The 26117-nt window shown below is 63.8% G+C and carries 27 protein-coding genes; 9 read left to right on the plus strand and 18 right to left on the minus strand.

Going from position 1 to position 26117, the window contains the following annotated elements; translation table 11 throughout:
* Position 1 precedes the first annotated feature (1 nt).
* The 5 genes from moaD to AC0X69_RS01840 form a co-directional block, all read right to left on the minus strand.
* Positions 2–253: a molybdopterin converting factor subunit 1 gene (moaD, locus tag AC0X69_RS01820; protein ID WP_482610721.1), complete on the minus strand. Its 252-nt coding sequence runs from the start codon at positions 251–253 to the stop codon at positions 2–4.
* On the minus strand, positions 250–858 hold the full coding sequence (gene pgsA / locus AC0X69_RS01825; RefSeq protein WP_482610723.1) for a CDP-diacylglycerol--glycerol-3-phosphate 3-phosphatidyltransferase: 609 nt from the start codon (positions 856–858) through the stop codon (positions 250–252). Before pgsA ends, moaD begins: the two co-directional genes overlap by 4 nt.
* Before the next feature lie 75 nt (positions 859–933).
* Positions 934–1323: a DoxX family protein gene (locus tag AC0X69_RS01830; RefSeq protein WP_482610725.1), complete on the minus strand. Its 390-nt coding sequence runs from the start codon at positions 1321–1323 to the stop codon at positions 934–936.
* Between the two features lie 13 nt (positions 1324–1336).
* The gene (locus tag AC0X69_RS01835; RefSeq protein ID WP_482610727.1) at positions 1337–1945 is read right to left on the minus strand and encodes a malonic semialdehyde reductase; all 609 of its coding nucleotides are present in this window, start codon (positions 1943–1945) and stop codon (positions 1337–1339) included.
* Between the two features lie 18 nt (positions 1946–1963).
* Positions 1964–2719, minus strand: coding sequence for a hypothetical protein (locus tag AC0X69_RS01840; RefSeq protein WP_482610729.1), 756 nt, complete (start codon positions 2717–2719; stop codon positions 1964–1966).
* Positions 2720–2950: 231 nt separating this feature from the next.
* Between AC0X69_RS01840 and AC0X69_RS01845 the strand changes: the two genes are divergently transcribed.
* The 3 genes from AC0X69_RS01845 to AC0X69_RS01855 all read left to right on the plus strand — a co-directional run bounded on the left by AC0X69_RS01845 (position 2951) and on the right by AC0X69_RS01855 (position 7143).
* On the plus strand, positions 2951–3208 hold the full coding sequence (locus AC0X69_RS01845; RefSeq protein WP_482610731.1) for an acyl carrier protein: 258 nt from the start codon (positions 2951–2953) through the stop codon (positions 3206–3208).
* 166 nt (positions 3209–3374) lie between these two features.
* Positions 3375–5207 carry a dihydroxy-acid dehydratase gene (ilvD, locus tag AC0X69_RS01850; RefSeq protein ID WP_482610733.1) on the plus strand — a complete coding sequence of 611 codons (1833 nt, stop codon included), beginning with the start codon at positions 3375–3377 and terminating at the stop codon, positions 5205–5207.
* Between the two features lie 61 nt (positions 5208–5268).
* Entirely contained in the window at positions 5269–7143 is a 1875-nt protein-coding gene (locus AC0X69_RS01855; protein ID WP_482610735.1) for a CHASE3 domain-containing protein, read from the plus strand.
* A gap of 27 nt (positions 7144–7170) precedes the next feature.
* Here the strand turns inward: AC0X69_RS01855 and AC0X69_RS01860 are convergent, their stop codons facing one another.
* Genes AC0X69_RS01860 through tsaD form a run of 3 tightly spaced genes read right to left on the minus strand, consistent with a single transcriptional unit; the run spans position 7171 to position 9782 of the window.
* Positions 7171–8160, minus strand: coding sequence for an NAD(P)H-dependent glycerol-3-phosphate dehydrogenase (locus tag AC0X69_RS01860; RefSeq protein ID WP_482610737.1), 990 nt, complete (start codon positions 8158–8160; stop codon positions 7171–7173).
* Complete coding sequence (locus AC0X69_RS01865) at positions 8157–8708, minus strand: phospholipase D-like domain-containing protein (RefSeq protein ID WP_482610739.1); 552 nt, start codon at positions 8706–8708, stop codon at positions 8157–8159. Before AC0X69_RS01865 ends, AC0X69_RS01860 begins: the two co-directional genes overlap by 4 nt.
* Before the next feature lie 9 nt (positions 8709–8717).
* On the minus strand, positions 8718–9782 hold the full coding sequence (tsaD, locus tag AC0X69_RS01870) for a tRNA (adenosine(37)-N6)-threonylcarbamoyltransferase complex transferase subunit TsaD (RefSeq protein WP_482610741.1): 1065 nt from the start codon (positions 9780–9782) through the stop codon (positions 8718–8720).
* Positions 9783–10142: 360 nt separating this feature from the next.
* Here tsaD and AC0X69_RS01875 point away from each other — a divergent pair, with 360 nt between their 5' ends.
* From AC0X69_RS01875 to AC0X69_RS01885, 3 genes are all read left to right on the plus strand, one after another.
* On the plus strand, positions 10143–10550 hold the full coding sequence (locus AC0X69_RS01875; protein WP_482610743.1) for a hypothetical protein: 408 nt from the start codon (positions 10143–10145) through the stop codon (positions 10548–10550).
* Positions 10551–10723: 173 nt separating this feature from the next.
* The gene (gene hemC / locus AC0X69_RS01880; RefSeq protein WP_482610745.1) at positions 10724–11653 is read left to right on the plus strand and encodes a hydroxymethylbilane synthase; all 930 of its coding nucleotides are present in this window, start codon (positions 10724–10726) and stop codon (positions 11651–11653) included.
* Positions 11650–12369, plus strand: a complete 720-nt coding sequence (locus tag AC0X69_RS01885) for a uroporphyrinogen-III synthase (RefSeq protein ID WP_482610747.1) — start codon at positions 11650–11652, stop codon at positions 12367–12369. The genes hemC and AC0X69_RS01885 overlap by 4 nt, the downstream gene beginning before the upstream one ends.
* On the opposite strand, the gene AC0X69_RS01890 is transcribed toward AC0X69_RS01885, so the two are convergent.
* The 5 genes from AC0X69_RS01890 to AC0X69_RS01910 all read right to left on the minus strand — a co-directional run bounded on the left by AC0X69_RS01890 (position 12345) and on the right by AC0X69_RS01910 (position 19570).
* Positions 12345–13892 carry a serine hydrolase gene (locus AC0X69_RS01890; RefSeq protein WP_482610749.1) on the minus strand — a complete coding sequence of 516 codons (1548 nt, stop codon included), beginning with the start codon at positions 13890–13892 and terminating at the stop codon, positions 12345–12347. The genes AC0X69_RS01885 and AC0X69_RS01890 overlap by 25 nt on opposite strands.
* Positions 13893–13933: 41 nt before the next feature.
* Positions 13934–15343, minus strand: coding sequence for a siroheme synthase CysG (gene cysG, locus AC0X69_RS01895; protein WP_482610751.1), 1410 nt, complete (start codon positions 15341–15343; stop codon positions 13934–13936).
* A gap of 151 nt (positions 15344–15494) precedes the next feature.
* Entirely contained in the window at positions 15495–18026 is a 2532-nt protein-coding gene (locus AC0X69_RS01900) for a TonB-dependent receptor (protein ID WP_482610753.1), read from the minus strand.
* 320 nt (positions 18027–18346) lie between these two features.
* Complete coding sequence (locus AC0X69_RS01905; protein ID WP_482610755.1) at positions 18347–18745, minus strand: cytochrome c-554; 399 nt, start codon at positions 18743–18745, stop codon at positions 18347–18349.
* A gap of 201 nt (positions 18746–18946) precedes the next feature.
* Positions 18947–19570, minus strand: coding sequence for an alpha-ketoglutarate-dependent dioxygenase AlkB family protein (locus AC0X69_RS01910; RefSeq protein WP_482610757.1), 624 nt, complete (start codon positions 19568–19570; stop codon positions 18947–18949).
* Positions 19571–20182: 612 nt separating this feature from the next.
* Between AC0X69_RS01910 and AC0X69_RS01915 the strand changes: the two genes are divergently transcribed.
* Complete coding sequence (locus AC0X69_RS01915; RefSeq protein WP_482610759.1) at positions 20183–20374, plus strand: DUF2158 domain-containing protein; 192 nt, start codon at positions 20183–20185, stop codon at positions 20372–20374.
* A gap of 223 nt (positions 20375–20597) precedes the next feature.
* On the opposite strand, the gene AC0X69_RS01920 is transcribed toward AC0X69_RS01915, so the two are convergent.
* The 3 genes from AC0X69_RS01920 to mog form a co-directional block, all read right to left on the minus strand.
* Positions 20598–21215, minus strand: a complete 618-nt coding sequence (locus AC0X69_RS01920) for a 2,3-bisphosphoglycerate-dependent phosphoglycerate mutase (RefSeq protein WP_482610761.1) — start codon at positions 21213–21215, stop codon at positions 20598–20600.
* 21 nt (positions 21216–21236) lie between these two features.
* Positions 21237–22043 carry a 4-hydroxy-tetrahydrodipicolinate reductase gene (dapB, locus tag AC0X69_RS01925; protein ID WP_482610763.1) on the minus strand — a complete coding sequence of 269 codons (807 nt, stop codon included), beginning with the start codon at positions 22041–22043 and terminating at the stop codon, positions 21237–21239.
* Positions 22044–22174: 131 nt separating this feature from the next.
* Positions 22175–22720, minus strand: coding sequence for a molybdopterin adenylyltransferase (gene mog / locus AC0X69_RS01930; protein WP_482610765.1), 546 nt, complete (start codon positions 22718–22720; stop codon positions 22175–22177).
* A 338-nt stretch (positions 22721–23058) separates the two neighbouring features.
* Here mog and AC0X69_RS01935 point away from each other — a divergent pair, with 338 nt between their 5' ends.
* Positions 23059–23484, plus strand: a complete 426-nt coding sequence (locus AC0X69_RS01935; protein WP_482610767.1) for a septal ring lytic transglycosylase RlpA family protein — start codon at positions 23059–23061, stop codon at positions 23482–23484.
* A 185-nt stretch (positions 23485–23669) separates the two neighbouring features.
* Here the strand turns inward: AC0X69_RS01935 and AC0X69_RS01940 are convergent, their stop codons facing one another.
* The gene (locus tag AC0X69_RS01940) at positions 23670–23816 is read right to left on the minus strand and encodes a hypothetical protein (RefSeq protein ID WP_482610769.1); all 147 of its coding nucleotides are present in this window, start codon (positions 23814–23816) and stop codon (positions 23670–23672) included.
* 56 nt (positions 23817–23872) lie between these two features.
* Here AC0X69_RS01940 and AC0X69_RS01945 point away from each other — a divergent pair, with 56 nt between their 5' ends.
* Positions 23873–24274, plus strand: a complete 402-nt coding sequence (locus AC0X69_RS01945; protein ID WP_482613293.1) for a type II toxin-antitoxin system VapC family toxin — start codon at positions 23873–23875, stop codon at positions 24272–24274.
* A gap of 6 nt (positions 24275–24280) precedes the next feature.
* On the opposite strand, the gene thiC is transcribed toward AC0X69_RS01945, so the two are convergent.
* Positions 24281–26107 (minus strand): phosphomethylpyrimidine synthase ThiC, encoded by a 1827-nt coding sequence (gene thiC, locus AC0X69_RS01950; RefSeq protein ID WP_482610771.1) that lies wholly within the window; start codon positions 26105–26107, stop codon positions 24281–24283.
* Between the last annotated feature and the right edge of the window lie 10 nt (positions 26108–26117).

The raw sequence follows: 26117 nt of genomic DNA on the forward strand, positions 1-26117 counted from the left end.
GTCAGCCGCCCGTCATCGGCGGAAAAAAGGCGATCTCGCGGGCGGAGCCGATGGGCGCGTCAGCCGTCGCATGCGTCCTGTCGACCGCTGCGCGGATCGTCGCCGGATTGGCGAAAGCGGCGGCGTAGCCCTCGCCGCGCCCCGACAGCCAGTGGATCAGTTGACGGACCGTGACCACTTCGCTCGGCGGCTCGATCTCTTCTTCCGCCACGCCGATGCGCTCGCGCACCCAAGCGAAATACAGCACTTTCATCCCGGCTGGTCTTCCCCGAAATGGTCCCACGCGGACTGCAGATAGTCGAACCCGGTGTAAAGCGTCAGGATCGCCGCGGCCCACAGAAGGCTCGCGCCGATCTTTACCGTGCCGGGAAGAACCGCCTCGCCCGCCGGCCCGGCGATCAGAAACCCCAGCGCAACGAGTTGGGCCGCGGTTTTCCACTTCGCGATTGCGGAAACCGGCAAGCGAACTTTGAGTTCGGCCAGGTGTTCGCGCAATCCGGACACCAGGATTTCGCGGCAGAGGATGATGATCGCCGCCCAGATCGTCCAGCCGGCGAGCGTCCGATCGGCGACGAGCGCCATCAGCGTCGTCGCAACAAGCAGCTTGTCGGCGATCGGATCGAGCATCCGCCCCAACGGCGACTGCTGCTGCCAGATCCGCGCGAAATAGCCGTCGAGAAAATCTGTCACGCCGGCCGCTATGAAGACGGCGAGCGCCGCCCAGCGCGCCCAGTTCTCCGTAAAGCCCAGGAGCAGACCCGCCACCACCGGAACGGCGGCGACGCGGCCATAGGTCAGCAGGTTAGGCAGCGCCAGGGCTTGAGACCGACGCTTGGCGGTGACGGCCGTCTCGGACATACCGCAAGGGAATATGGTCCCGCTCCCCAATGTCAATAGAAAGGGCGTCGCCGGCGTTGTCGCGCCGCTGCGGCGTCACTCGCTGTCCAATGCGAACGCGCCGGGTCCGGCCGCCGCAAAGAACAGAAATACGAAGCAGTAGAGCGCGGCGAGCTCTCCCTTGTTGATGAGCGGCCAAAGATCCTGTCCGGCGTGGAAAAAGAAATAGGCGACCGCCATCTGGCCCGAAAGGATGAAGGCGACAGGCCGGGTGAACAGTCCAACCAGCAGCAGCGCGCCGCCGACAAGCTCGAGAATGCCCGCCGCCCCTAGCAGCGAGAACAGCTGCAGGTTGTCGAACATCGCGACATGCGGAACGCCGAAGAGCTTGGCGGCCCCGTGCTGCATGAAAAGCAAGGCGGCGGCGATGCGCAGCAGACCCTGGGCGTGCGGGGCGAAGCGCTGGGGAATGATTCGCAGCGTCATTTGGATTGGCCTCCTAAAGAATGGTCGCAATTTCCTCGAAAGCCAGCCGCGGGCCGCGCGGGTAGAGCTTTGCGGGATCACCGTAGCCGATGTTGATCAGGAAATTCGATTTTACCCGCGTGCCCTGAAAGAATTCGGCGTCGACCTTCTCCCTGTCGAAGCCGCTCATCGGCCCGCAATCGAGACCCACCGCCCGAAGCGCCAGAAGCAGATAGGCGCCCTGCAGCGAGCCGTTGCGAACGGCCGTCTCCTCGATCAGCTTGTCATTGCCGACGAACCAGGATCGGGCGTCCGTCGCCGGATAGAGATGCGGAAGTCTGTCAGGGAAATCGAAATCATAGGCGACGATGGCCGTGGCGGGCGCGGCCATCGTCTTCGGACGATTGGCGTCGGACATCGCCGGCGCGAGACGCGCCTTCGCCTCGGGCGAGCGCACGAAGACGACTCGCATCGGGGAGCAGTTCGCGCTTGTCGGCCCCCATTTGGCGTAGTCGACCGCGAGCTCGAGCAGACTGTCCGGCACCTCCCTGGCAAGCCAGCCATTATGCGTCCGCGCGCCCGTAAAGAGCTGCTCCAGGGCCTCGGGCGCGATCGGCCCTGCAGCATGCTTGTCGCTCGTCATCACACTCCCCAGGGAATTTTAAATGTCGCGCCCCTCGACCTCGATGCGCAGGCGCTCCTCGATCTTGCGAAGCGACTCCTGCTGGGGCGAGATCGCGAGCGACTTCCGATAGGCCGCGAGCGCGCCCTTCTTGTCGCCGGTCTTTTCCTCGAGCGCGCCGAGCGCCGCAAGCGCGTCGAACCGCTTCGGCTCGAGTTGCGCAGCCGTCTCGAGATCGGCGATGGCGCCGCTGTCGTCGCCCTGCTCGGCCCGAACTTTGGCGCGACGCACATAGGCCTCAGCCCATCGCGGCGAGAGCGCCACGACATAATCAAGCAGCCGAAGCGCGAGCGCCGGCCCGCCGGCGGCGTCGGCGGCAAGCGCGCGCGCCGCGAGCAAGTTAATTGTGTCGGATTCCGAGCGCGACCAGCGGCTGGCGATCGCCGCGGTTACGCCCTGGGCCTCGCGCTCGTCCTCGGCCTGTTCCAGGCGCAGATAGAGCCGCGCCATCTCTTCAGCGCGCCGTTCGGCAGGGTCCTTCGGCGGCGCCGGCGCAGCGGCGGTCGGCGGGCGCCGCTCGGGAGAGAGATCGCGTCCGCCTTGTCCGGGACCGAGCGCCCGGCTCCCCGGCGGCAGCGGAATCCGCCCAATGCCCGGAATGAAAAGGAAATCGCCGCCCTCTTCGCCGAATGATTCGATCGACGGCGGCTGCGGATCCTGCGCCTGCGCGATGCCGGCCGACCAGGTTCCCAGAAACGCGACGATCGTTAGCGCAAGAAGTGGGGGCGTCCGCATGGACGCTAACATAGCGCAGGTAAACAGAAACGGCCACAGCGCCGCTCGTGGCCGAGATTTAGGTTAACCCTTTGTAAGGCGTATCTCGAGCCGCTCCCGGCGAATTCATCCTGCGTTCAGGCGAGGCGCCCGAATCCTTTGCGCGCTAGTTACGACTGTCAGGACACAACCGCGCTTATCGCGACAACAACGCTGCGGCCCCGAGAAACGGCCGGACATGGAGTTGGATCGATGATGGATACGATACGCCGTTTGCTGCAGGAGCACGGCCGTTTGCACACCCCTGTGGAACAACTGTCTGATTCCGACGATCTCTACAGCGCCGGGCTGACGCCCTTCGCGGCGATCCGCACGATGCTCGCGCTTGAAGAGGCCTTCGACGTAGAATTCCCGGTCTCCATGCTTCGGCGGCAAAGCTTCGCTTCGATCAACGCCATTGGCGCTTGCGTCAGCGAAGTGGTGTCGCCCGGCGAGCGCCGCGCCGCTTAAGCAGGGCGGCGACTAGAGCGATGCGCGCGACTGGCGCAGGGGCCAGACGCGCCAGCCTTAGCGCATCGGCGACTTCCGCGCCGCCCGCGGTTGCGACGGTTCCTTCGCTGCGCTAGTCGTCTTTGGAAAGGCTCGAGCGACGAGCCTTCGCGACGACGAGACACCAATGCCTCCTTACCGTTCACGCACGACGACTCACGGCCGCAACATGGCGGGCGCCCGCGGCCTGTGGCGCGCGACAGGCATGAAGGAGGAGGATTTCGGCAAGCCGATCATCGCCGTCGCCAACTCCTTCACGCAATTCGTTCCTGGCCATGTGCATCTGAAGGATCTCGGCCAGCTCGTCGCCGCCGAGATCGAAAAGGCCGGCGGCGTCGCGAAAGAGTTCAACACTATCGCGATCGATGACGGAATCGCGATGGGCCACGACGGCATGCTCTATTCCCTGCCCTCGCGCGATCTCATCGCGGACAGCGTCGAATACATGGTCAACGCGCATTGCGCCGACGCGCTGGTCTGCATTTCGAATTGCGACAAGATCACGCCGGGCATGCTGATGGCGGCGCTGCGGCTCAACATCCCGGCGGTGTTCGTTTCCGGCGGTCCGATGGAGGCGGGAAAGGTCGTGCTCGCCGGCAAGGAGCACGCGCTCGATCTTGTCGACGCGATCATCGCGGGCGCCGACGATACGGTCAGCGAAGCTGATGTCGCGACGATCGAGCGCTCCGCCTGTCCGACCTGCGGATCATGCTCCGGCATGTTCACCGCGAACAGCATGAACTGTCTGACCGAGGCGTTGGGTCTGTCGCTTCCCGGCAATGGATCGACCCTCGCGACGCATGCCGATCGCCGGCGCCTGTTTGTCGAAGCCGGTCATCTCATCGTCGATCTCGCGCGCCGCTATTACGAACAGGACGACGAGAGCGTGCTGCCGCGTTCGATCGCGACGTTCGGCGCGTTCGAGAACGCCATCACGCTCGACATCGCGATGGGCGGCTCGACCAACACCGTGCTGCATCTTCTCGCGGCGGCGCATGAGGCGCAGGTCGATTTCACCATGGCCGACATTGACCGGCTCTCGCGGCGCGTGCCGGTCTTGTGCAAGGTCGCGCCCTCCGCGCCCGACGTTCATCTCGAAGACGTGCATCGCGCCGGCGGCGTGATTGCGATACTCGGCGAATTGCTGCGCGCCGGGCTTTTGCGCGGCGATCTTCCGACCGTGCACAGTCCCTCGATCAGCGACGCGGTGGCGCGCTGGGACATCGCCGTCACGCAGAGCGAGACCGCGCGCACCTTCTTCCGCGCCGCTCCGGGCGGCGTGCCGACGCAGGTCGCCTTCAGCCAGGAGCGCCGATACAAGGAACTCGACGACGATCGCGAAAGGGGCGCGATACGCGACGCGGCGCACGCCTTTTCGAAGGACGGCGGCCTCGCCGTGCTCACAGGCAATCTCGCCCTCGACGGCTGCATCGTGAAGACCGCGGGCGTTGACGAGTCGATCCTCAAATTCGCCGGCCCCGCCAAGGTGTATGAAAGCCAGGACGCCGCGGTTTCCGGCATTCTTACGGGCGACGTAATGGCTGGCGACGTCGTCGTCATCCGCTACGAAGGCCCGCGCGGCGGACCCGGCATGCAGGAGATGCTGTATCCGACGAGCTATCTGAAATCGAAGGGGCTGGGCAAGGTCTGCGCGCTTATAACCGACGGGAGATTTTCCGGCGGCACGGCGGGGCTCTCGATCGGCCATGTGTCTCCGGAGGCGGCGGAGGGCGGCGCCATCGCTTTGGTCAAAGATGGCGATCGAATCGAAATCGACATCCCCGGGCGCACGATCACGCTCTGCGTCGGCGAAGAAGAAATGGCGGCGCGGCGCGCCGAACAGTCCGCCAAAGGCTTCGCGCCGGCCAAGCCTCGGCCCCGCAAAGTCACGACGGCGCTGCGCGCCTACTCGTCCATGACGACCAGCGCGGCGAAAGGCGCGGTGCGGCAGGTTCCCTGACCTTTCGCAACCCGGACGCGCGTCGTAGACTGCCGCGCGTCCATCCCCTCGCCGGATCGAAATGTCTCCCTCACGTAAATTCGTCGCTTCCGGGCTGTTCGGCATCGCTCTGGGATTCGCGGTGCTGGCGCTTGCCAGTTATGTGGCCGTGCATGCCGAGTACCAGCGCCGCGAGGCCGGCGCATGGCTGCGCCACACGATCTGGGTGCAAAGCGACCTTCATCAGCTCTACGCACTGCTGCAAACCGCCGAGAGCGGCCAACGCGGCTTCATCCTCACGCAAGACGAGCGTTATCTCGAATCCTGCACCGAAGCGACGCGGAAAGTACCCCTCGTCCTCGACCGCCTTTCTGAGCGCGTAAGGGACAATCCCAAGCAGCTTGAGGCCATCGCAGAAATGCGTCCACTGCTTGGCGAAAGACTCGAGATCATCGACCAAGCGGTCGCCGACACGCGCGCCAGCCGTGTCGACAAGGCCGTCCAGCTTGTCAGATCCGGGCGCGGGAAAGCGCTGATGGATCGGCTGCGCGTCATCATCGACACGATGATCGAAAATGAGCGAAGTCTGCTCCAGGCGCGAGAACGCGACGTCAATGCAGCCGGCGGCCAATTCGACGCCGCCGTCTGGAGCTTGGGCGGGATCATCTTCGCGCTTGGCGCTTTTTCGCTTCTCAACACCCAAAAGCAGATGAACGCGCTGCAAAACTCACGCGATTCGCTGAAGGCCGCCTATGACCAGCTGATTGGCGAAACGACGCGCCGCGAGGCGCTCGAATCCCAATTACGGCAGTCGCAGAAGCTCGAAGCGCTCGGCCATCTCACTGGCGGCATCGCGCATGACTTCAACAATATGCTGGGCGTCATCGTCGCAAGCCTGCATTTGCTGCGACGGAAGCTTGCGGGCGCGGACGGCGATTATTCTCAACTGATCGATTCGGCGATGGACGGCGCCGACCGCGCGGCGGCGATGGTTCGCAGGCTGCTGGCGTTCTCAAGACGGCAGCCGTTGTCGCCGCGTCCGCTCGACCCCAACAAATTCGTTTCCAGCATCTCCGACATGGTGCGCAGAGCGCTTGGTGAAAAAATCGAGCTCGAAACCGTGCTCGCCGGCGGCCTGTGGTTGACGAAAATCGATCAGCACGAATTGGAAAGCGCGATCGTCAATCTTGCGGTCAATGCGCGCGACGCGATGCCGAACGGCGGCAAGCTGACGATCGAAACGGCCAATTGCTATCTCGACGACGCTTACGCCGCTCAATACGCCGATCTTAAGCCGGGCCAGTATGTGATGATCGCGATCACCGACACTGGCGAAGGCATGCCGCCCGACGTCATTTCGCAGGCGTTCGATCCGTTCTTCACTACCAAGCCAGCCGGCAAGGGAACCGGCCTGGGTCTTTCGCAGGTACATGGGTTCGTCAAGCAGTCCGGCGGCCATATCAAGATCTATTCCGAAGCGGGACGCGGCGCCTGCATCAAGCTCTATCTGCCTCGCTTCAATCAGGCGGAAGCCCACGCAGAGATATCCATGCCGCCGCCAAGGCCGCTCGATCTCCCGCTCGGGAGAGCGGACGAACTGGTGCTCATCGTCGAAGACGACGACACCGCGCGCCGGGTGACCGCGCAGGGCGTGAGAGAGTTGGGATATTCTGTCCTGGAGGCGGAGAACGGACGTGCGGCGATCGAGATCATCCGCCGACGCGCCGACATCGATCTGATGATCACCGACGTCGTCATGCCTGACATGGACGGCGCGCGCCTCGCGCGCGAGGCGGTGTTTCGCCGGCACAGCCTCCGGGTTCTGTTCACGACCGGCTATACGCGCAACGCCATCGTGCACAACGGCGTTCTCGACCCCGGCGTCAAGCTGCTGACGAAACCATTCAGCCTCGAGCAGCTCGCCGTGAAGATCCGAGAGATCCTCGATTCGAAATAGGCGACGCGGCGCCCGCGCGCCTGGCGGTCAGTCCTCGGCTTTGAGCGGACGCATCAGGAGCGCTTCGATGGCGCCCTCGACGCTGAGCCGCGCGGAAAGAATGGCGTCGACGGCCTCGGCGATCGGCAATTCGATGTCATGCGCGCGCGCCATCTCGACCATGACGCGGGCGGTAAAGGCGCCTTCGGCGAGCTTGCCATGCGCGGCGTCCTTCGCCGACTCTCCTCGCCCCAGCGCCTCGCCAAGCGCGAAATTGCGCGACTGCGCCGATCCGCAGGTCAGCACGAGATCGCCCAATCCCGAAAGCCCCATCAGGGTCTCCTGACGCGCGCCCAACGCCCGCCCGAGACGCATCAGTTCCGCAAACCCGCGGGCGATGAGCGCCGCCTGCGCGCTCGCGCCGAGCTGTCGGCCGTGGCACATGCCGGCGGCGATGGCGAGAACGTTCTTCGCCGCGCCGCCGATCTCGACGCCGCGCACGTCGGTGGAGCGATAGAGCCGAAAGGTCTTCGTCGAAAGCTCTTCGCACAAGCGCCGCGCCAGCGCCTCGTCCTGCGCCGCGAGCGTGACCGCCGTTGGTAGCCCGCGGCAGACATCGACCGCGAAGCTCGGCCCCGACAGCACGGCGATGCGCACCTGCGGCAGCTCTTCCGCGGCGACTTCGCTCAAGAACTTGCGGCGATCGCGCTCGATGCCCTTGGCGCAGATCACAAAGGCGGCGCCGTCGCGCAGATGCGGACGGGCGGCGCGCGCGGTCATGCGGATCGCTTGTGCGGGCGTGACGGCAAGAACGATGTCCGCGTCGCGTAAGGCGGAAATGTCTCCGGTCGGCGCGACCGCGGCGGCGAATGGAAGCCCCGGCAAACGGCGCTTGTTCTCCCGGTCTCGCGCAAGCTCTTCGGCGGCCTGCGGATCATGCGCCCACAAGGGAACGCGCGCGCGGCCTTGCGCGGCGACATTGGCCAGCGCCACGCCCCACGCGCCCGCGCCAAGCACTGCAACCGTCGCACGCGTCATCTTACGCCGATCCGCTGATTGTCCTGACGCGACCAGAGCCTGTCGAAGGTTTCGCGAAACCGCGCCGCCGCCTGTGGGCTCTCGATCACGATCAGATCATTGTCCTGATAGACTTCGCCGGAAACGGAGAAATTCGCCGAGCCGCTGCGCAGCACGCGGCCGTCCACCTGATAAGATTTGAGATGCATCAGATCGCGCGAACGTCCCTTTCGACGCACTTCGATATTGGGCGCGTCGGCGATCCCCTCGATCGCTGAGGCGCTGCGTCCCATCTCCTCGCCATCGAGGTAAATGCGCACCTTGACGCCGCGCACGGCGGCGCGTCCCAGCGCGGCGGTCAGCGATCGATCGGTCAGGACGTAAGCGGCCATATCGATCGAGTGGCGCGCTTCGCCGATCAGGCGCGCATCCACCGCGCCGAAACCCTCGCCAGGACCGTAGAGGACGCGCACGCCTGCATACGTCGGCTCCTCGGCGAGAAGTCCCGCCGGCTGCGGCGTTGGCGCAAGCGTCATGGCGGCGAGCGCCGCAGGAAACAGAAGCCGCATCTATGCGCCTCACGCCTTGCCGTGATGCGATTGGCTCGGCGCGGCGTCGAGCGGCCAGCGTGGCCGCGGCGCAAAGTCGAGGTCGTCGGTCAGTCCGCGTTTCAGCCGCTCGAGCCCGGCCCAGGCGATGATCGCGCCATTATCCGCGCAGAGCGCCGCCGGCGGGGAAATGAATCGCAGACCGCTTTCCGAGCACAGCCGCATCAGCGCCCGGCGAATGGCGCCATTGGCGGCGACGCCGCCGCCGATCACGAGCCCCTGGGGCGGTCGGCCCTCTCTCGCCGTAAACAGCCGCGCGCCGGAGCGCACCCGGTCGACGATCACGTCGACGATCGCGGCCTGGAACGAGGCGGCGAGATCTTTGACGTCGCTTTCGCTGAGCCTTTGCAGCTTGAGGATTTCCTGCCGCACGGCGGTTTTGAGGCCCGAGAGCGAAAAGTCGGCGCCTTCTCGGCCCAGCATCGGGCGCGGAAAGTCGAAACGCCGCGCGTCGCCTTCGACCGCCAGCTTCTCGATCTGCGAGCCTCCCGGATATGGGAGCTCCAGCATCTTGGCGACCTTGTCGAAGGCTTCGCCCGCGGCGTCGTCGACGGTGGACCCCAGCCGCCGATAGTCGCCGACGCCCTTCACCGCGACGAGTTGCGTGTGTCCGCCGGAGATGAGGAGCGCCAGAAAGGGAAACTCCAGCCGATCCGTCAGACGCGCGGTCAACGCGTGGGCTTCGAGATGATTGACGGCGATGAACGGTTTGCCGAGCGCAAGCGCGAGCGCCTTGCCGGCCGTGAGCCCGACAAGAACGCCGCCGATCAGCCCCGGACCCGCCGCGGCTGCGATGGCGTCGAGGTCCTTCGCCTCGGTCTTCGCGCGCTCAAGCGCGCGCCGGATCAGCCGGTCGAGCACGTCGATATGAGCCCGCGCCGCGATCTCCGGAACGACGCCGCCATAGGCGGCGTGGCGGGCGATCTGGCTCAGAACCTCGTTGGAGAGGATCTCCCCGCCCTCCCCGCCAAGCCGCTCGGCCACGACAGCGACGGCGGTCTCATCGCAAGTGGTTTCAATGCCCAAAACGCGCATGCGCACTCCCCGGCGCAAAAAAAGAGCTGCGCCGCTGGTCGTCCAGCAGCGGAACGGACCTTATACCCTGCGCGGACGGAAGTTAGAAAATTGTGATTGGGCAGGGATTTAAAGAGCGAATACTGAGCAGTTTCCAGATGCAGACGTATTCAAATGCAGCGCTAAAGTTAGCTGTATTAAATTTTGGCGAATTAATGGTAATCCTCTTGACATGATCTCGACGAATACGAGTTGGGTCAGCAGATCGTTGCTTCCCCAACGGCGTCGATATCTTGAGCTGCGTAGCGCTATGGTTAAGGCAAAGAGGTCATTAACGTCCCGGTTGAGGTTGCGCTCGGTCTAAACTGTATGGAGGTGAAAATGGCGTCGAACAAAATTAAAGCCTTGGCGTTTACGTCCGCGATTGCAATGACAGCCGTGATCGGCTCCACGAGTATCGCAGAGGCGAGGCATTACTGCCGGGCTCATTATGGCTGGCACCGTCACTGCGGGACTTCTTGGGGGTACGCGCGTCCGGCGCGCTACACCTATTGGGGCTCGGCCTATCGTCCGATGCGCTACACCCGCTGCTACCGGCCGGGCTATTATGGCTATGGCGGCTCCTGGTACGGCGCAAACTGGCCGTATGGCGGCTATTACGGCTATGGCGGCCCGGGCTACTACGGCTATGGCGGCGGCCTCCTCGGCGCAGGCCTTGGCGCGGGTCTCGGCGCGGGCCTCGGCCTTGGCGCGGGTCTCGGAACCGGCCTGTTCGGCGGTTGGTGGTGATCGGTTTAGCAAACCGCCGGGCCGCGTAGAGTACGCCCGCGCGGAGCTAAAAAAGAGCGTCCGCTCCCAGGAGCGGACGCTCGCTTTTTTAGATTAAGAGCGTTTCAACCTTCCTCCCGCTTGCCCTTCGCGCGTTCCCGCCTATAGTCGCGCGCGACAAGCGCCGGCGGACAATGACGACTTCTCCCTTACTTAGAATCGGAACCCGCGGCAGTCCGCTTGCCCTCGCGCAGACGCACATGGTTCGCGGCGAGTTGATGCGCGCGCACGGCGGCGGCGAAGAGAATTTCACCGTTGAGATCATCCGCACGACGGGCGACCAGATCCAGGATCGGCCGCTGTCCGAATCAGGCGGCAAGGGACTTTTCACCAAAGAGCTCGATTCAGCGCTGATCGCGGGGACGATCGACCTCGCCGTGCATTCCTCGAAGGATCTGCCGACCCATCTGCCGAGCGAAATCATGATCGCGGGCTATCTGCCGCGGGAGGACGCGCGCGACGCCTGGATCTCGCGCGGCGGCGTTACGCTCGACGAACTTCCCGCCGGCGCCGTGGTCGGCACCGCGTCGCTGCGCCGCGCCGCGCAGGTGAAGCGCCGGCGCCCCGACCTGCAGACGACGCTGCTTCGCGGCAATGTCGAGACGCGTCTCAGAAAGGTCGAGAACGGCGAGATTGACGCGACCCTGCTCGCGCTCGCCGGCTTGAAACGGCTGGGTCTCGCCGACCGCGCGACGGCGCTATTGTCTTTGGAGGAGTTTCCTCCAGCCTGCGGACAGGGCGCGATCGGCATAACGCGCCGCGCCGGCGATAACGCCACGCGCGACCTCTTGGCGCCGCTTTTCGACGAAGCCACCGGCTTTGCGCTCGCCGCGGAGCGAGCTTTCCTTGCGGCTCTCGACGGCTCCTGCCGCACGCCGATCGCCGGCCACGCGCAGGTTCGCGGCGCCGAACTTTCGTTTGTCGGCGAGGTGCTGAAAGCAGATGGGGCGGAAGCCTATGTCGTGCGCCGGCAGGGCCGCGCCATCGACGGCGCGCTGATCGGCGCCGACGCAGGGAAGGAAATACTGCTGCGCCTGCCGCATGGCGTCGCGGGGCTTATGTGAAACGCGTGCTGGTGCTGCGCGCGGCCGAGGACGCTGCGCGCACGGCGGAGAAATTGCGGGCTCTGGATTGTGCGGCGGTGATCTCTCCCGTGCTGGAGATCGCCGCCACGGGCGCGGTCATTCCTTGCGACGGCCGCTATGACGCCGTCATCGTGACGAGCGCCAAGGGAGTCGAATTCGCGGGCGACGCACGCGCGCTCAGCGGGTCGCCGCTGCACGCCGTCGGCGAGAAAACCGCCGAAGCGGCGCGCGGGCTCGGATTTGATCCCGACATCGTCGCGGGAAACGCCGAGGCTATTCTTCCGCTGCTGCTCGAGCGTTATCAGCGCGCGGCGCGTTTCCTCTATCTCGCGGGACGCGACCGGCAGCCGATTTTGGAAGCGGGTCTGCGCGGCGCGGGGCACGAGGTCCACACGGTGGAGGTCTATGAAGCGCGGGCGGCTCGGGCGCCGACCGCCGAGGCCGTATCCGACATCGCCGCGCGTCGCGTCATCGCCGCCCTGCACTACTCACGGCGCAGCGCGGAAATCTTTCTGGAGCTGGCGCGAGACGCTGGAATCGTCGACGCGCTAAGGGACATGCAGCATCTCGCGCTGTCAGAACATGTCGCGGCGCCGCTTCGAAAGCTCGGCTTCGATACGCTGGTCGCGGCGAAGCCCGACGAAGAACATTTGTTGTCTCTTCTATCGAGTCATTTGCGCAAAAAAACGCCCTGACCGTTCCCATTGAAATAGTCGATGACGACAGAGGTCGCCTTGTCGCCGCTTCGGGAAAACCTTACCGGGCTGACTCCGCTGGCGTTCTCTCCCGGCGGCTGAAAGGTGAAAATGTCGCCTGAGTAATGGCGCAGCGGATACGGCGTGGGCTTCGGGCCCAGCGTGAGCAAAAGATCTTCGGCGGCGTCGACCACCCCGATCGGCCCGTAGAGGTCGTTGCGATACTCGCCGACATAGTTCGAGCGGGATGCGCGCGGCGGCGCGCTGGCGAGCGGCTTCGCGTAATCGGCGTCGCGGCCATAGGTGGGCACCGCCATTTTCGCGAACGCCTCGCCAAAGAGCGCAAGCCAGTCACGCTCGATCTTTCCCGTGAGCACAATGTCGAGAAAGCTGCGGCAGATGGTTTCTGGCCCGCCCACTGGCGCGCTATTACTCAGCACGACGATGCCGAACCGCTCGGCGGGCATGAGGTAGACGCAGTTGGCGGCGCCGAGAGAGAATGCGCCTGAATGGCTCCAGCGCACGCGGGCCGGACCGCCATAGTCGATGTCCCAGCCGAGGCCGTAGAAGGTCGGCCCGCGCATCGGATCATGGGCCGGTCCGGTGGCGATCTGGGGGAAATGCGTGTCTCCGTGCGCCTCCGGCTTGACGATCTCGCGGCCGTCGAGGGCGCCGCGTCCGAGCTGCATCCGCATCCATGTCGCCATGTCGCGCGCCGACGACGAGACGCCGCCGGCCGGCGCCTGCGCATCGGGATCCCGCTGTTCGCCGACTACCCAGCGATCCCCGCGACGCACATGGCCGAAGGCGCGGTTCCTGCGCGCGACGAAGTCGGCATAGCGCGAACTGGCGCTCGCCATCCCGAGCGGTCTGTAAAGGCGCTCGTCGCAGACATCTTCCCAGGATTTTCCCGCGGCTTTCGCCGCCGCGTAGCCCGCCGCGGAAAACCCTTGGTTGTTATACGCGTAGTGGGTGCGAAAGCTCGTGTCCGGCTTGATGTAGCGCAGCCGGCGAATGATCGCGTCTCGATCGTAGCCGATGTCCTCGACGAGGTCGCCCGCATGGTCGGGAAGACCGCTGCGATGGCAGAACATGTCGCGCAGCGTGATCTCGCGCGTCACCCAGGGATCGCTCATTGCGAAGTCCGGCAGGCTTCGCGCGATCGGATGATCCCAGGAGACGACGCCGTCTCCGACGAGCCCCGCGACGACCGTGGCGGAGACCGGCTTGGAAAGCGAAGCGAGCTGGAAGACGGTGTCGGGGTCGACGCGTTCGGCCGCGCCGACGCGGCGCACGCCGAATCCCTTCAAGTAAAGCACGCGATCGAGCGAAACCACGGCGACCGACATTCCCGGCGCGCCCGTCTTCTTCATGACGTCGACGACGAGCTTGTTCAGTTCATTCAGATGATTCTGCGTCGGCTCGCGAATTGGCGACGATTCCGTCTTCGCCCTGGCGAGCGCTTTCGGGGATAGGAGCCCCGCCCCCGACGCAAGGAGAGCGGATCGTCTCGTGAAGGCCATATCGCTTCTCCGCTCGCCGTCTTCCCAAGAATAGCGCTGGATCAGTTCTCCGCCAGCGCCCAGCCGATCAGCACCATAACCGGTCCGACGATCGTCTGGCCCGCCACTTTCGAAGGCAAGTCGGCGATGGTGCCTTTGACGACGCGCTCCTGCGGCGTCGACGCGCGTTCGATGAGGAAGGCCGGCGTATCATGCGACATGCCCTCCTGAAGCAGGCGGCGCGATAACGCCGGCAGCGTGCGGTTGCCCATATAGACCGCCGTCGTGGCGCGTTCGTCGGCGAGCGCGCCCCAGTCGAAGTCCTCGGGAAATTCGCCGTCCTTGGTGTGGGCGGTGATGAATTGAAGTCGCCGGGCCGTCTCCCGGCTCGTCAGCGACGCGCCGATCGCGGCGCCGCCGGCGCAGGCCGCCGTCACGCCGGGCACGATCTCGATTGAGAAGCCCGCTTCGCGCAGCGCGGCGATTTCCTCATTGGCGCGGCCGAAGATGAGCGGATCGCCGCCCTTCAGCCGCACCACGTTCTTGCCATCGCGTGCGAGTTCGATAAGCAGAGCGCTGATTTCCTCCTGGCGCACCGACGGCGCGTAGCCGCGCTTCCCGACGTTGATCCGGGTCGCTTCGCGTCGGGCGAAATCGAGAATGCTCGCCGGAACGAGATCGTCGAAGAGCACGACGTCGGCGCCGGCGAGCGCCCGCATGCCCTTGAGCGTCAGCAGCTCAGGATCGCCGGGCCCCGAGCCGACGAGCGTGACGCGTCCGCGCGCGGTCGCTTCGGCGCCGGCGCGGGCCTCATCGATCAGCGCGGCGCGGTCGTCGTCTCGCGGCTGCCGCTCGATGTCGCGGAAGGCGAGCCGGGTGAAGCGACGCCAGAAGTCGCGCCGCGCCAGAAAGTCGAGCCCGGACGCGCGCACGAGCGGGCGCCAGGCCTGCGCCGCGCGCGCCCAGGCCTGAAATGTCGCCGGCACGAGCGTCTCGATCCGGCCGCGCACCGCTTGCGCAAAAACGGGAGACGCGCCCCCGGTCGAGACGCCGATCACCAGCGGCGAGCGATTGACGATCGCGCCCATGGTGAAATCGCTGAACGCGGGACGATCGGCGAGATTGAGCGGCACGCCGGCGGCGCGCGCCCATTCATGCGCCTTTTGCGCCAGAGCGTCGTCGTCGACCGCGCCAAGCGCCATCGCCGCCCCGGCGAAATCGTCCCGCTCGACCTCGCGCGCATGTATGGCGACGTTGTCGCGCGCCTCTACGATCTCGCGAAGCTTGTCGCAGAGGACCGGCGCGAAAACATCGACCTGCGCGCCGGTCGCGGCCGCGAGATCCACCTTCCATGCCGCCGCCTCGCCTCCGCCGATGACCAGCACGCGCCGCCCGGCGAGCGCATAGAACACCGGCAGGGTCGCCAGCGGCTGCATCAGGTCGGCGGAAATTTCGTCTGGTTTGCGTGTCACGGCGTCTCAGGTGCGCTCCCGGCGGACGCGGCGCAAGCGCTAAACCCTTCCGGGGTGGCGACTGCGGACGCGCTTTGGGGCGAGGCGAGGATTGGCGCGGGCAGGAATAATCCATTCCGCGCCGATCGGCGAGCCTCAAGACCGGGCGCCGCTAGAATCGCGCATTCAGCGTCACATAGGCCGAGCGCGGGGCGCCGGGCATGATGTTGTTGTTGTTGTGCGCGGAGACGAAGTACCGCGCGCCAGCCAGATTCTCGACGTTGAGCTGTCCCGAGACATTCTCGCTCAACCTGACGAACAAGGCGCCGTCCACGCGCGCGTAACCAGGCACGACGACGAAATTGTCGATCGCCGGATAGAACTTCGAATTGTAGACCACGCCGGCGCCCACGCCCAGAACGCCGGGGCCCGCGTCAAAGAAGGAGGAAATGTCGTATTTGTTCCAGAAGGAGAAGGTGTTTCGGGGCACGGAGGGATTGGTCTTGCCGACGTCGGTGAAGAACGGCGTCCGCAAGGTCGGCGTTCTGTCTGTCCTGATGACGCGCGCGTCCTGATAGCCGTAGCCGAGCGAAACCTCCCAGCGATCCGTAACATTGCCGACGAGCCCGAGTTCTCCGCCCTGCGTCCTTGTATCAGCGAGGATGGCTGTCGTCGCATTGACCGTGAGCTGTTGATTCGAACGATTGAGCTGATACAGCGCGCCCGTCAAAAGCAGGGCCGGCAAGAGCTGCGCTTTGAAGCCCACCTCCACGTTCTGGAAGCTCTGCGGCGCGAGATTGGCGACGGTCGGAAACAGCACGTTGAACTGATCGCCCGCCACCGGCAGGAAGCTTCGCGAATAGGACCCATAGATTGAAAGAATCTCGATCGGCTTGAACACGAGGCCAAAGCGCGGCGACCACACATTGTCGACGCGTCGCAGCTGGCCCCTGAAATCTGTGGGGCCCGTGTCAAAGCCAGTGTATTTCAGGTCGAATCTGTCGAATCGCACGCCTGCGATCACGTCGAAATACCGCGTGACTTCGATCTGATCCTGAACATAGCCTGCCGCAAGGTCCAGATTGGTGTGGCGGCGACGGTTTGGATTGGCGAAAACGACCGGAAAATATGCGGTCGGCGACCAGAATGGCGTCGTCACGCGCTGCGTTCTGCAGGACACGTTGAAACACGAGAGATCGCGATTTTCGTCGGATAGCTGGTTGCCGACCTCGGCGCCAAACATCACCGTGTGACGGATGTCGGGCGCCATCTGCCATTTATAGACGAGATCCGTCTGGTTGAAGATATTCTGCCTTGGCGTGGAGTTGACATAGCCGTCGAGACGCACGATTCCGGCCGGCGTAACGGTCGTCGCGACAGGGTTAAGGAGCGTCGTGACGAAGCCCAGCCCCTGATCCGGGAATGTGTTCTGATAACGCTTCTCATAGTCGGCATAGACGAACTGATTGCGGATGTTGAGGCCGAAATCCGTCGTATGGTCCAGGGCGAGCGCTGCGCGATTGAGGTCGACCTTGGAGTAATTCACCGCTTCGACCGAAGGATTGCCGACGCCGAAGAAGGCGTCGATCGGCGCCGGCGACGGGTATCCCGGATAGACCGACGAGCCTCCGAAAACGAAGCCGCCCACCGAGGGAATGCCGCGATCGGCGGTGCGGCGATCCCGGAAATGCTCGTAGCTCAGCGTGATGAAGGTCTTTTCGAGCGGATGCCAGGTCATCGTCGGATTGACGCCATAGCGCTCGAGCTTGAAGAAATCTCGGTAGCCGTATGATTGCTCGTAAAGCCCGTTGAGCCTTACGGCGAGCGTATCGTTGATCGCGTCGCCGACGTCCACCGTGAGGCGTTTGCGCGCGAAGCTGCCTGAGCTGAGGATCATGGACCGCAGCCGTTCGCCGTCCGCCTTTTTCGTGACGCGGTTGACGATGCCGCCGCCGCCGCCGCGGCCGAAGATCAGCGCGTTGGGTCCCTTGAGAACTTCGACGGCCTCGATGTTGTAGAGATCGCGATAATATTGCGCGTCGTCGCGAATGCCGTCCGTGTAGAAATCCGCGGTCGTGTCCTGTCCGCGGATCGTGATCTGATCGCGATTGCCTTCGCCTTGGGCGACAGTGACGCCGGGCACATACTGCAGCGCCCGGCTTATATCGACGCTGTTGCGGTCCTGAAGCTGCTGCTTCGTGAGAATCGTGATCGACTGAGGGATGTCGATGATCGGCGTATTGGTTTTCGTCGCGGTCGATGTTCTACCCGCGAAATAGCCGACGACGTCGGTAGGGCCGCGGCCGAGCGCCGTGGCGGGGAACAGCGGACGGTCGCCGGGAACGCCCTGAACGGCTGGAGCTGCGGCCCCGACGGGCGCGCGCGTCGTCGGAATCACCCTGGCGCTGCGCCGCGCGCCGCCGACGTCAATGGTAGGCAAGCGCTGCGCGCCGGTCGCGCGCCCTTGAGAGGCGACGGACTTCGGCTTCGACTGGGCGACAGGGCGCGGCTTCTCCGGCGGAGCGTCGACCCTCACCGCCGGCAAGGGCGTGGACTGAGCTTGCGCAAGAGCCGGAACGCTGACGCCGGGCGTCAGCGCAGCGGCCAGGCTGAGGGCTGCGGCCGAAACGCTTGTCACACGGTGGAACGCCGCAGGGAGAGAAGCGAAGCGCGTCAGCCGAGGAAGCGATTGTTTGCGAGTCATTTTTTGCCCTTCTCGCGCCTATCCGTCAGGAGAAGGTCAGATAAGTTTTCTCTTTGAAAACGGTCAATTAGGAGGGAGGCTAGTCTGGAACGGTTCCGACTGAATATTTCTGATTTGTAACTAGTGTTGCGGAAATACGACAACAAAGCGATTTCGATTGGAAGCTTTTCAAATAGTAAGGCGTCCCTTTTTGTTGACTGTAGTTTTCTCGACACACCGCGAGCGGCGAATGCGTCAGAGCGATTCTTTCCGCAGGCGTTTCCGCAACAAAAAAGCGGCCCTGAACCAGGGCCGCCGAGTTGTCTTGTAGCGAAGAGGCGTTACTTCTTCTTGCCGTCAGGTCCGAACTGGACGAGATAGGCCCACACGTCTTCCTGGTCCTTGTCGTTGGGCAGGCCCTGGAAGATCATCTTGGTGCCCGGAATCTTCGCCTTCGGATTCTTGATGAACTCCTTGAAGCTCGCCTCGTCCCAGACGATGCCGGAGTTCTTGTCAGCTTCGGAATAGTTGTAGCCCTCGACCGAGCCCGCCTTACGGCCGTCGATGCCGTTGAGCTGAGGCGCGACGGCGTTCTTGGCGGTCTCTCCGACCTGATGGCAGGCTTTGCACTTCGCGAAAACCTTTTCGCCCGCGGCGGGATCGCCCGCGGCGAGGGCCTGGCCGGCCGAGACGGCGAAAGCGACGCTCGCGGCGAACGTCAGCAGGGAAATCGTCTTCATCCTTGTTCCTTTCCTCTTCCCGGCGTTCGCGTCGCGTCCGCCCTTTTTAAAATTGCCCGGCCATTGTTGGCGCCTCTCGGCGCTCTTTAGACGGATTGGAAACTACAACGAAGCCGGCGTTCAAGACAATACGCCGGAGTTTACGTTTGACTGGCTCAGGACATTATCCCGAAACCCGTGAACGCCCGCTGAACCCAAAACTTAAGTGACGCGCCGAAGCGTCAGATTGACGCGCACGCCCTGTGCGGCGAGCGCCGCGGGCAGAGGCGTCCCCATCGTCGGCAATATCCTGTCGACGCCGTGATAGCGCATCCTGGCGGGTCCGGAGAGGACGAGTGCGTCGCCGGACGATAGCGTCAGGGCGACCGAGCCGTCGCCGCGCCGCGTTCCGCCCAGCCTGAAACGGCAGTCGGCGCCGAGCGACAAGGAAAGAATCGGCGCGGCGAAATCCGCTTCGTCCCTGTCCTGGTGGAGGCCCATGCGCGCCTTCTCGTCATAGACGTTCACCAGACAGGCTTCCGGCGGCTTGCGATAGCGCGCCAGCGCTTCCCAAAGGTCCAGAAGGCGGCGCGGCATCGCCGGCCAAGCTTCGCCCGTTGCTGGATGGCGCGGCTCGTAGCGGTAGCCCCGCTCCTTGTCGCTGACCCAGCCGAGCGCGCCGCAATTGGTCATGCGCACCGACATCGGCGCGCCGGACTTCGGCATGGTCGAGACATAGAGCGGCGCGGCGGCGACTACTCTCGCAATCTCTTGCGCCAGCGCCCCCTGCTCCGCCTCGTCGAGACAGCCCGGATAATGGAACGCGCCGGGCGCGATTTCAGACATGAAGCGAGATGTGGCGCCGAAACCGCCGTTCGTCCATATCGCGCTATGGCTGAGGCGAGCTGATTGCGGGCGGAACTTTGTTCTCGAGCGTGGCTTTTTTGTTACATCGCTGCGTTTGCTTCTATGTTAGTTAAATTAGTATTATTTGACGAAGGATTTGCCATGAGATACTCACATCGCCTTCTATTTTCCATATTCATTGGGGTGCCAGTTAGCGGATGTGCGTCCAACTATATTCCCCCACCAACAACAATTACTCTACAAGACGCGCTTGTAGACTCAGTGAGAGCATATAAAGCCGCACAGCGAGCGGGTCTTGGGGACGTTAGGCTTCTCCCCTGTGCCCTTGAGATCAAATTTAACGTTACTGGTTCCGCTTCGGACACGGATAAACTAGGATTAACAGCCGGACCCGCTGCGGGGGTAATTCCCGCAAGTCTCGCCCTGAGTGAGTCAGTCGAACAGAGCATTTCAGGTGGCAGGCAAAACACTGTTACTGCCACATTCGTTACTCCCTATGACGAGTGTAAGTCTGCTCCTAAAAAAGAGGACAAATAGAAATCTCGCCAGTGGACCAGTACGTATTTTGAAAAATTTGTAAGGAGAAGGAAAATGGCAAAGGCAAAGTTACAAGTTGGGTCTACCGTGAAGCTGCGAACTGGCGGTGGCCCCACCATGGTTGTCGAAAAAATCGACGGAGAGCACGCTCAGTGCATCTGGTTCGATGCCAATCACCAAATCCATCGCGAAAAATTCCTTATCGTTCTTTTATTCGACCCCTTCGCTCCAAATACCTTCGCATGATATCCCATGAACGGATCAGAGCGCGCTCGGCGATGCGTCCTGCGCATCATAAGCGCGCTCATCTTCGATGGATGCGACATAGAGCCGATGCAGCGAGGACTTTGGCGATTCCTTCAGCCAAAGCCGTCTTCTCAGCTGAGGGAAAGGCGTGGGCGCAATTTCTCAAAAAAGATATCTGTGTCGATACGGGGCTTCGTTCATTGAGTGAATGCATTCGCGGCAACTAGCCTAACACCGTCTTCGTCGCCACCGTCGAATCGGCGTTAAGCTGATAGATGATCGGAACGCCGGTCGCGAGTTCGAGCGTCGTCACGCTCTCAGGGGTCATCTGCTCGAGCACCATGCAGAGGGCGCGCAGCGAATTGCCATGCGCCGCGACCAGCGCCCGCTCGCCGCGCATCACCGGCGGCAGGATACGCTGCACATAGAACGGCACGACCCGCGCCACGGTGTCCTTCAGGCTCTCGCCCCCCGGCGGCGGCACGTCGTAGGAGCGGCGCCAAAGATGCACCTGCTCCTCGCCCCATTTGTCGCGCGCCTCGTTTTTGTTGAGGCCGGAAAGATCGCCGTAATGGCGCTCGTTCAGCGCGCGGTCCTTGATCGTTGGAACGTTGGGCTGTCCCAGCTCTTCGAAAATCAGATCGATCGTGTGCTGCGCGCGCACCAAAGCGGAGGTGAAGCCGACGCTGAACAGAATGTCGAGTTTCTTCAGCTCGCGGCCGGCGCGGCGCGCCTCTTCGACGCCAAGCGGCGTCAGGTCAGGGTTTTTCCACCCGGTGAAGAGATTTTTGGCGTTCCATTCGCTTTGACCGTGGCGAACGAGAACGAGAGTGCGATTCATGCTCGTAAACTCTCGTCGATTTCAGGCGCCGGAAAGGCCGAGGACGTCGGCCATGGAATAAAGCCCCGGCGGCTTGCCGCGCGTCCACAGCGCCGCCGCCAATGCGCCGCGGGCGAATACGCCGCGGTCTTCGGCGCGATGCGAAAATTCAATCCGCTCGCCGGCGCCGGCGAAGATCACGGAGTGGTCGCCCACCACCGTGCCGCCGCGCAGGCTCGCAAAGCCGATTTCGCCCGTCCTTCGCGGTCCGGTCATGCCGTCGCGTCCGCGCGCGCTGTTCTCCGCGAGCGCGATGCCGCGGCCGCGCGCGACCGCCTCGCCGAGCAGCAGCGCGGTGCCTGAAGGCGCATCGACTTTGAGACGATGGTGCATCTCGATAATCTCGGCGTCCCAAGCGGGCCCCAGCGCCCTGGCGGCGCGCTCGATCAGCACGGCGAGCAGATTGACGCCAAGGCTCATGTTGCCGGAACGCACGATCGCCGTTTTCCCCGCACATTCGGCAATCGAGGCGAGGTCTTGCTCGGAGAGGCCGGTCGTGCCGATGACGAGGGCGACCTTCGCGTCAGCCGCCGCTTTGGCGATAGCGACGCTCGATCCTGGCGAAGAGAAATCGACGATCGCATCAGCCTCCGCGAGCGCCGCGGCGATATCGCTCGCGATCGACACGCCATTCGGCGCGGCGCCGCCGCTGTCGGCGCCGAGCGCCGGAGAGCCGTCACGCTCCAGCGCCGCGGTCAATCGCACGCCCAATGTATCGGGGATGATCTGGGTCAGCATCCGGCCCATCCGGCCTGCCGCGCCGACCACCACCAAGCGCAGTTCATTCATGTTATTCGCCCTTGCCCCCGCAGCTTAGCGGCTTCGATTCGGCCCGATGAAGCGCCCTCCCTATACAGGCGAGGCGCCGCTATGAGAAGCGCGCGACCAGGTCGGCGGCGCTGCCCTACCCGAAGAGGCGGCTATTTCGCTTTGGGGCGGAAGCTTTTCACGCGCGCGGGATCCGTCTCGATGAAGGCCGCGCCGATGAGATCCAGGCAGTAAGGCACCGCCGGCATCACAGCGTCAAGGCAGAGTTCGATCGCCCTGGGCTTGCCTGGAAGATTGATCACGAGGCACTTGCCGCGATGGGCCGCCACCTGGCGCGAAAGGATCGCGGTCGGCGTTTGCGCCAGCGAGACCTGTCGCATGAGTTCGCCAAAGCCGGGCAGTTCGCGCGCACAGGCGGCGAGCGTCGCTTCGGGCGTCAGATCGCGGGGACTGGGGCCGGTGCCGCCGGTCGTCACGATAAGGTCGCAGCCGACGCTGTCGGCGAGGTCGATGAGCGTATCGCGGACGCTTTCAAGCCCGTCTGGAATGATGCGGCGTTCGATCCGGAAAGGAGTCGTCAGCGCCGCGCGCAGATAGGCCTCGATCGCAGGCCCGCTCTCGTCTTCGTATACGCCTGCGCTCGCTCGGTCGGAGGCGGTGACGACGCCAATGATGGCGGCGCGCTTTTCATCTGTCATGGCGAGTCTCCCGGTCGGCATGTTTGCCGCGCGGTCTCGCCCTTGTCACTAGGCTTCTCTGCAGCGCTTAAGCCAGAATAGCTTGCACATACAAGAGGCATAAATCAACCATTAAAAGCATATCAACGGCATTCTAATGGAGTGTCATGATACTTTGACATGTATTTCGACGCATAATCACAAATAATAGCCAGCTGTTTGGAACACATATTTTGACACATTTCTGAATTAACTAATTGGTCTTCGCCTCCATTCAGACGGATGGAAACTATGCGCTCGACGATGCGAGAGGGCTCGTCGGGTCTTTCACGCTTTGTGCGTAAACGGAGCAATCCTGAATGAATCGTATCTTTGGCGTACTGACGATCCTTGGACTGACGACCGCGCCGGCGCTGGCGCACCATGCCTCCCATCGCGCCCATCCCCACTCGGAGCGTCATGTCGTGGCTTCTCAGGGCAAGGACTTCACCGTCAACGCGTCATTCTACGGCGGCGGCCCGCGCCGTTTTGAGCCCAACAGCCACACCGCCAATGGCGAACTCTTCAACATGTGGGACATGACGGCCGCCCATCGCACGCTGCCGATGGGCACGCGGCTGCGCCTGACCTATGCAGGCCGCTCGGTGATCGTGCGCATCAATGACCGGGGTCCGGCGGCCTGGACGGGGCGCGCCCTTGACGTCTCGCGCGGCGCCGCGACCCAGCTCGGCCTCATCGAACGCGGCACCGGCCAGGTGCATGTCGAGGTTCTCGGAAAGAGCTAACCACAACTCAACGCCCGGCCTGACTTGGCCGGGCGCTTTCCGTCGTTGACATATTGACATATAGCCTATATGTCTTTGACGTGACTGAACGCACCACGGTCCGCCTTCCCGAAGATCTCCTTCGCCGCGCGCGCCAAAAGGCGGCGGCCGACGATCGCACCCTCACATCGATGATCGAGGAAGGCCTACGACTTGTCCTTGCGGGAGAGCGCCCCACGGCGCCCGCGCCGCCGCGCTATGCTCGAATTAGCGGAAAGACGGGAGGCCCGGCGCAAGGCGTAGATTTTCCCAGATTGCGCGATGTCGACGAGCAGGATGACGCCGAACGTCATGAGCGCCTCAAATCGCAATATCGCGGTTCAGAAAATTGAATCTTGCGGACGTCAACGTGCTTGTTGAAGCGTTTCGAGCGGATGCGCCTCGACATAGAACGTGTCGTAAGTGGCTTAACGACGGCTTCGACAGCCGCGCGCCTTTCGGCGTATCGCTTCTCGTTTTGAGCGCGGTGGTGCGAGTCACGACAAACCAAAAGTTCTATCGATCGCCGAGTTCTCTCGACGACGCCTTTGGCTTTTGCGCAGACATTCTCGCGCAGCCCAATTGCCGTATCGTCGAGCCAGGCGAGAGTCATTGGCGAATTTTCGAGCGCCTCTGTCTCGAGACAGAGACGCGCGGACCCATGGTGACTGACGCGTGGTTCGCTGCGCTCGCTATCGAGTGGGACTGCGAATGGATCACTCTCGATCGCGATTTTGCGCGCTTTCCTGGCCTGAGATGGCGGTCACCGTAAGCGGCCTCACTTCGTCTCAACGTAAATTTCGGCGCCCTTCTCCAGAAACTCTTCCGCTTTCTGAGCCAGGCCCTGCTGGCGTTCGATCTCTTTCGCCTCTTCGCGCAGGTCGCGGGTGATCTGCATCGAGCAGAATTTCGGTCCGCACATCGAGCAGAAATGCGCGACCTTATGCGCTTCTTTCGGCAGCGTCTCGTCGTGGAATTCGCGCGCCGTATCTGGATCGAGTCCGATCTCGAACTGATCCTCCCAGCGGAAGTCGAAACGCGCCCGGCTCATCGCGTCGTCGCGCTCGCGCGCGGCCGGATGGCCCTTGGCGAGATCGGCGGCGTGCGCGGCGATGCGATAGGTGATGACGCCGGTCTTCACGTCGTCGCGGTCCGGCAGGCCCAGATGCTCCTTAGGCGTTACGTAACACAGCATCGACGTGCCGAACCAGCCGATCATCGCGGCGCCGATGCCTGAGGTGATGTGATCGTAGCCCGGCGCAATGTCGGTGACGAGCGGACCGAGCGTATAGAACGGCGCCTCGCCGCAGGCTTTGAGCTGCTTATCCATATTGGCTTTGATCTTGTGCATCGGCACATGGCCGGGGCCTTCGATCATCACCTGACAGCCCTTGTGCCAGGCGATCCTGGTGAGTTCGCCGAGCGTGTCCAGCTCCGCGAATTGCGCAGCGTCATTGGCGTCGGCGTTGGAGCCGGGACGCAGGCCGTCGCCCAGCGAGAAGGAGACGTCATATTTGCGCATGATGTCGCAGATCTCGTCGAAGCGCTCGTAGAGGAAACTCTCCTTGTGCTTCGACAAGCACCATCGCGCCATGATCGAACCGCCGCGCGAGACAATGCCGGTGACGCGATTGGCGGTCAGCGGCACATAGGCGAGGCGCACGCCGGCGTGGATCGTGAAATAGTCGACGCCCTGCTCCGCCTGCTCGATCAGCGTATCCTTGAAGACTTCCCAATCGAGCTTAAGGGCGTCGCCGCCGACCTTCTCGAGCGCTTGATATATCGGCACGGTGCCGATCGGCGCCGGAGCGTTGCGGATGATCCAGTCGCGGATGTTGTGAATGTTGCGGCCGGTCGAAAGATCCATCACCGTGTCGGCGCCCCAGCGGATCGCCCACACCATCTTTTCGACCTCTTCCGCAACGGACGAGGTTACGGCCGAATTGCCGATATTGGCGTTGACCTTCACCAGGAAATTGCGGCCGATGATGACCGGCTCGAGCTCTGGATGATTGACGTTCGCGGGAATGATCGCGCGGCCGCGCGCGATTTCTTCGCGCACGAATTCAGGCGTGACGAATTCGGGAATGGCGGCGCCGAAGCTTTCGCCGTCGTCAATGCGCTCTTTGGCGACCTCGAGCGCGCGCTCGCGGCAAAGATTTTCGCGATGCGCGACGTAGATCATCTCTTCCGTGACGATCCCCGCACGCGCGAATTCAAGCTGCGTGACCGGCTGCGCGCCCGCCGCCCGGTAGAGCGTGCGCTCGGCCGGACAAGGCGGCACAAGCCGCTCGCCTTCGGCAAAGCCATTGTCCTCCGGCTTGATCCCGCGGCCTTGATAGGTTTCGAGACCCGCGCGCGACGCGAGCCAGGGACGCGCGGCCGGAAGCCCCGCCGAAAGGTCCGGGGTGAAAGACGCGCAGGTATAGGGTCCCGACGGATCGTAAACACGCAGCGGCGGCTCCCCCGACGATGGGTGGAGCGGGATTTCGCGACAAGGAACGCGAATGTCGCCGCGATCTTCCGGAGAGGAATAGACCTTGCGCGACTTGCCGATCGGCCCGGTGGTGACGCTCGCCGGCAGGCGCTTGTCGTGAATGTTCATGATCGCGCTC

The sequence above is a fragment of the Methylocystis sp. Uni0008 genome (assembly GCF_056838045.1).

Coding starts and splice junctions, on each gene's coding strand:
- AC0X69_RS01875 (WP_482610743.1), top strand. CDS start 10,143: ATGGCGTCGAACAAAATTAAAGCCTTGGCGTTTACGTCCGCGATTGCA.
- AC0X69_RS01910 (WP_482610757.1), bottom strand. CDS start 19,570: ATGTCTGAAATCGCGCCCGGCGCGTTCCATTATCCGGGCTGTCTCGAC.
- AC0X69_RS01900 (WP_482610753.1), bottom strand. CDS start 18,026: ATGACTCGCAAACAATCGCTTCCTCGGCTGACGCGCTTCGCTTCTCTC.
- AC0X69_RS01915 (WP_482610759.1), top strand. CDS start 20,183: ATGGCAAAGGCAAAGTTACAAGTTGGGTCTACCGTGAAGCTGCGAACT.
- moaD (WP_482610721.1), bottom strand. CDS start 253: ATGAAAGTGCTGTATTTCGCTTGGGTGCGCGAGCGCATCGGCGTGGCG.
- pgsA (WP_482610723.1), bottom strand. CDS start 858: ATGTCCGAGACGGCCGTCACCGCCAAGCGTCGGTCTCAAGCCCTGGCG.
- AC0X69_RS01935 (WP_482610767.1), top strand. CDS start 23,059: ATGAATCGTATCTTTGGCGTACTGACGATCCTTGGACTGACGACCGCG.
- AC0X69_RS01835 (WP_482610727.1), bottom strand. CDS start 1,945: ATGACGAGCGACAAGCATGCTGCAGGGCCGATCGCGCCCGAGGCCCTG.
- AC0X69_RS01840 (WP_482610729.1), bottom strand. CDS start 2,719: ATGCGGACGCCCCCACTTCTTGCGCTAACGATCGTCGCGTTTCTGGGA.
- mog (WP_482610765.1), bottom strand. CDS start 22,720: ATGACAGATGAAAAGCGCGCCGCCATCATTGGCGTCGTCACCGCCTCC.
- AC0X69_RS01860 (WP_482610737.1), bottom strand. CDS start 8,160: ATGACGCGTGCGACGGTTGCAGTGCTTGGCGCGGGCGCGTGGGGCGTG.
- AC0X69_RS01865 (WP_482610739.1), bottom strand. CDS start 8,708: ATGCGGCTTCTGTTTCCTGCGGCGCTCGCCGCCATGACGCTTGCGCCA.
- AC0X69_RS01830 (WP_482610725.1), bottom strand. CDS start 1,323: ATGACGCTGCGAATCATTCCCCAGCGCTTCGCCCCGCACGCCCAGGGT.
- tsaD (WP_482610741.1), bottom strand. CDS start 9,782: ATGCGCGTTTTGGGCATTGAAACCACTTGCGATGAGACCGCCGTCGCT.
- AC0X69_RS01845 (WP_482610731.1), top strand. CDS start 2,951: ATGATGGATACGATACGCCGTTTGCTGCAGGAGCACGGCCGTTTGCAC.
- AC0X69_RS01890 (WP_482610749.1), bottom strand. CDS start 13,892: ATGGCCTTCACGAGACGATCCGCTCTCCTTGCGTCGGGGGCGGGGCTC.
- hemC (WP_482610745.1), top strand. CDS start 10,724: ATGACGACTTCTCCCTTACTTAGAATCGGAACCCGCGGCAGTCCGCTT.
- AC0X69_RS01920 (WP_482610761.1), bottom strand. CDS start 21,215: ATGAATCGCACTCTCGTTCTCGTTCGCCACGGTCAAAGCGAATGGAAC.
- thiC (WP_482610771.1), bottom strand. CDS start 26,107: ATGAACATTCACGACAAGCGCCTGCCGGCGAGCGTCACCACCGGGCCG.
- AC0X69_RS01940 (WP_482610769.1), bottom strand. CDS start 23,816: ATGACGTTCGGCGTCATCCTGCTCGTCGACATCGCGCAATCTGGGAAA.
- AC0X69_RS01905 (WP_482610755.1), bottom strand. CDS start 18,745: ATGAAGACGATTTCCCTGCTGACGTTCGCCGCGAGCGTCGCTTTCGCC.
- dapB (WP_482610763.1), bottom strand. CDS start 22,043: ATGAATGAACTGCGCTTGGTGGTGGTCGGCGCGGCAGGCCGGATGGGC.
- ilvD (WP_482610733.1), top strand. CDS start 3,375: ATGCCTCCTTACCGTTCACGCACGACGACTCACGGCCGCAACATGGCG.
- AC0X69_RS01855 (WP_482610735.1), top strand. CDS start 5,269: ATGTCTCCCTCACGTAAATTCGTCGCTTCCGGGCTGTTCGGCATCGCT.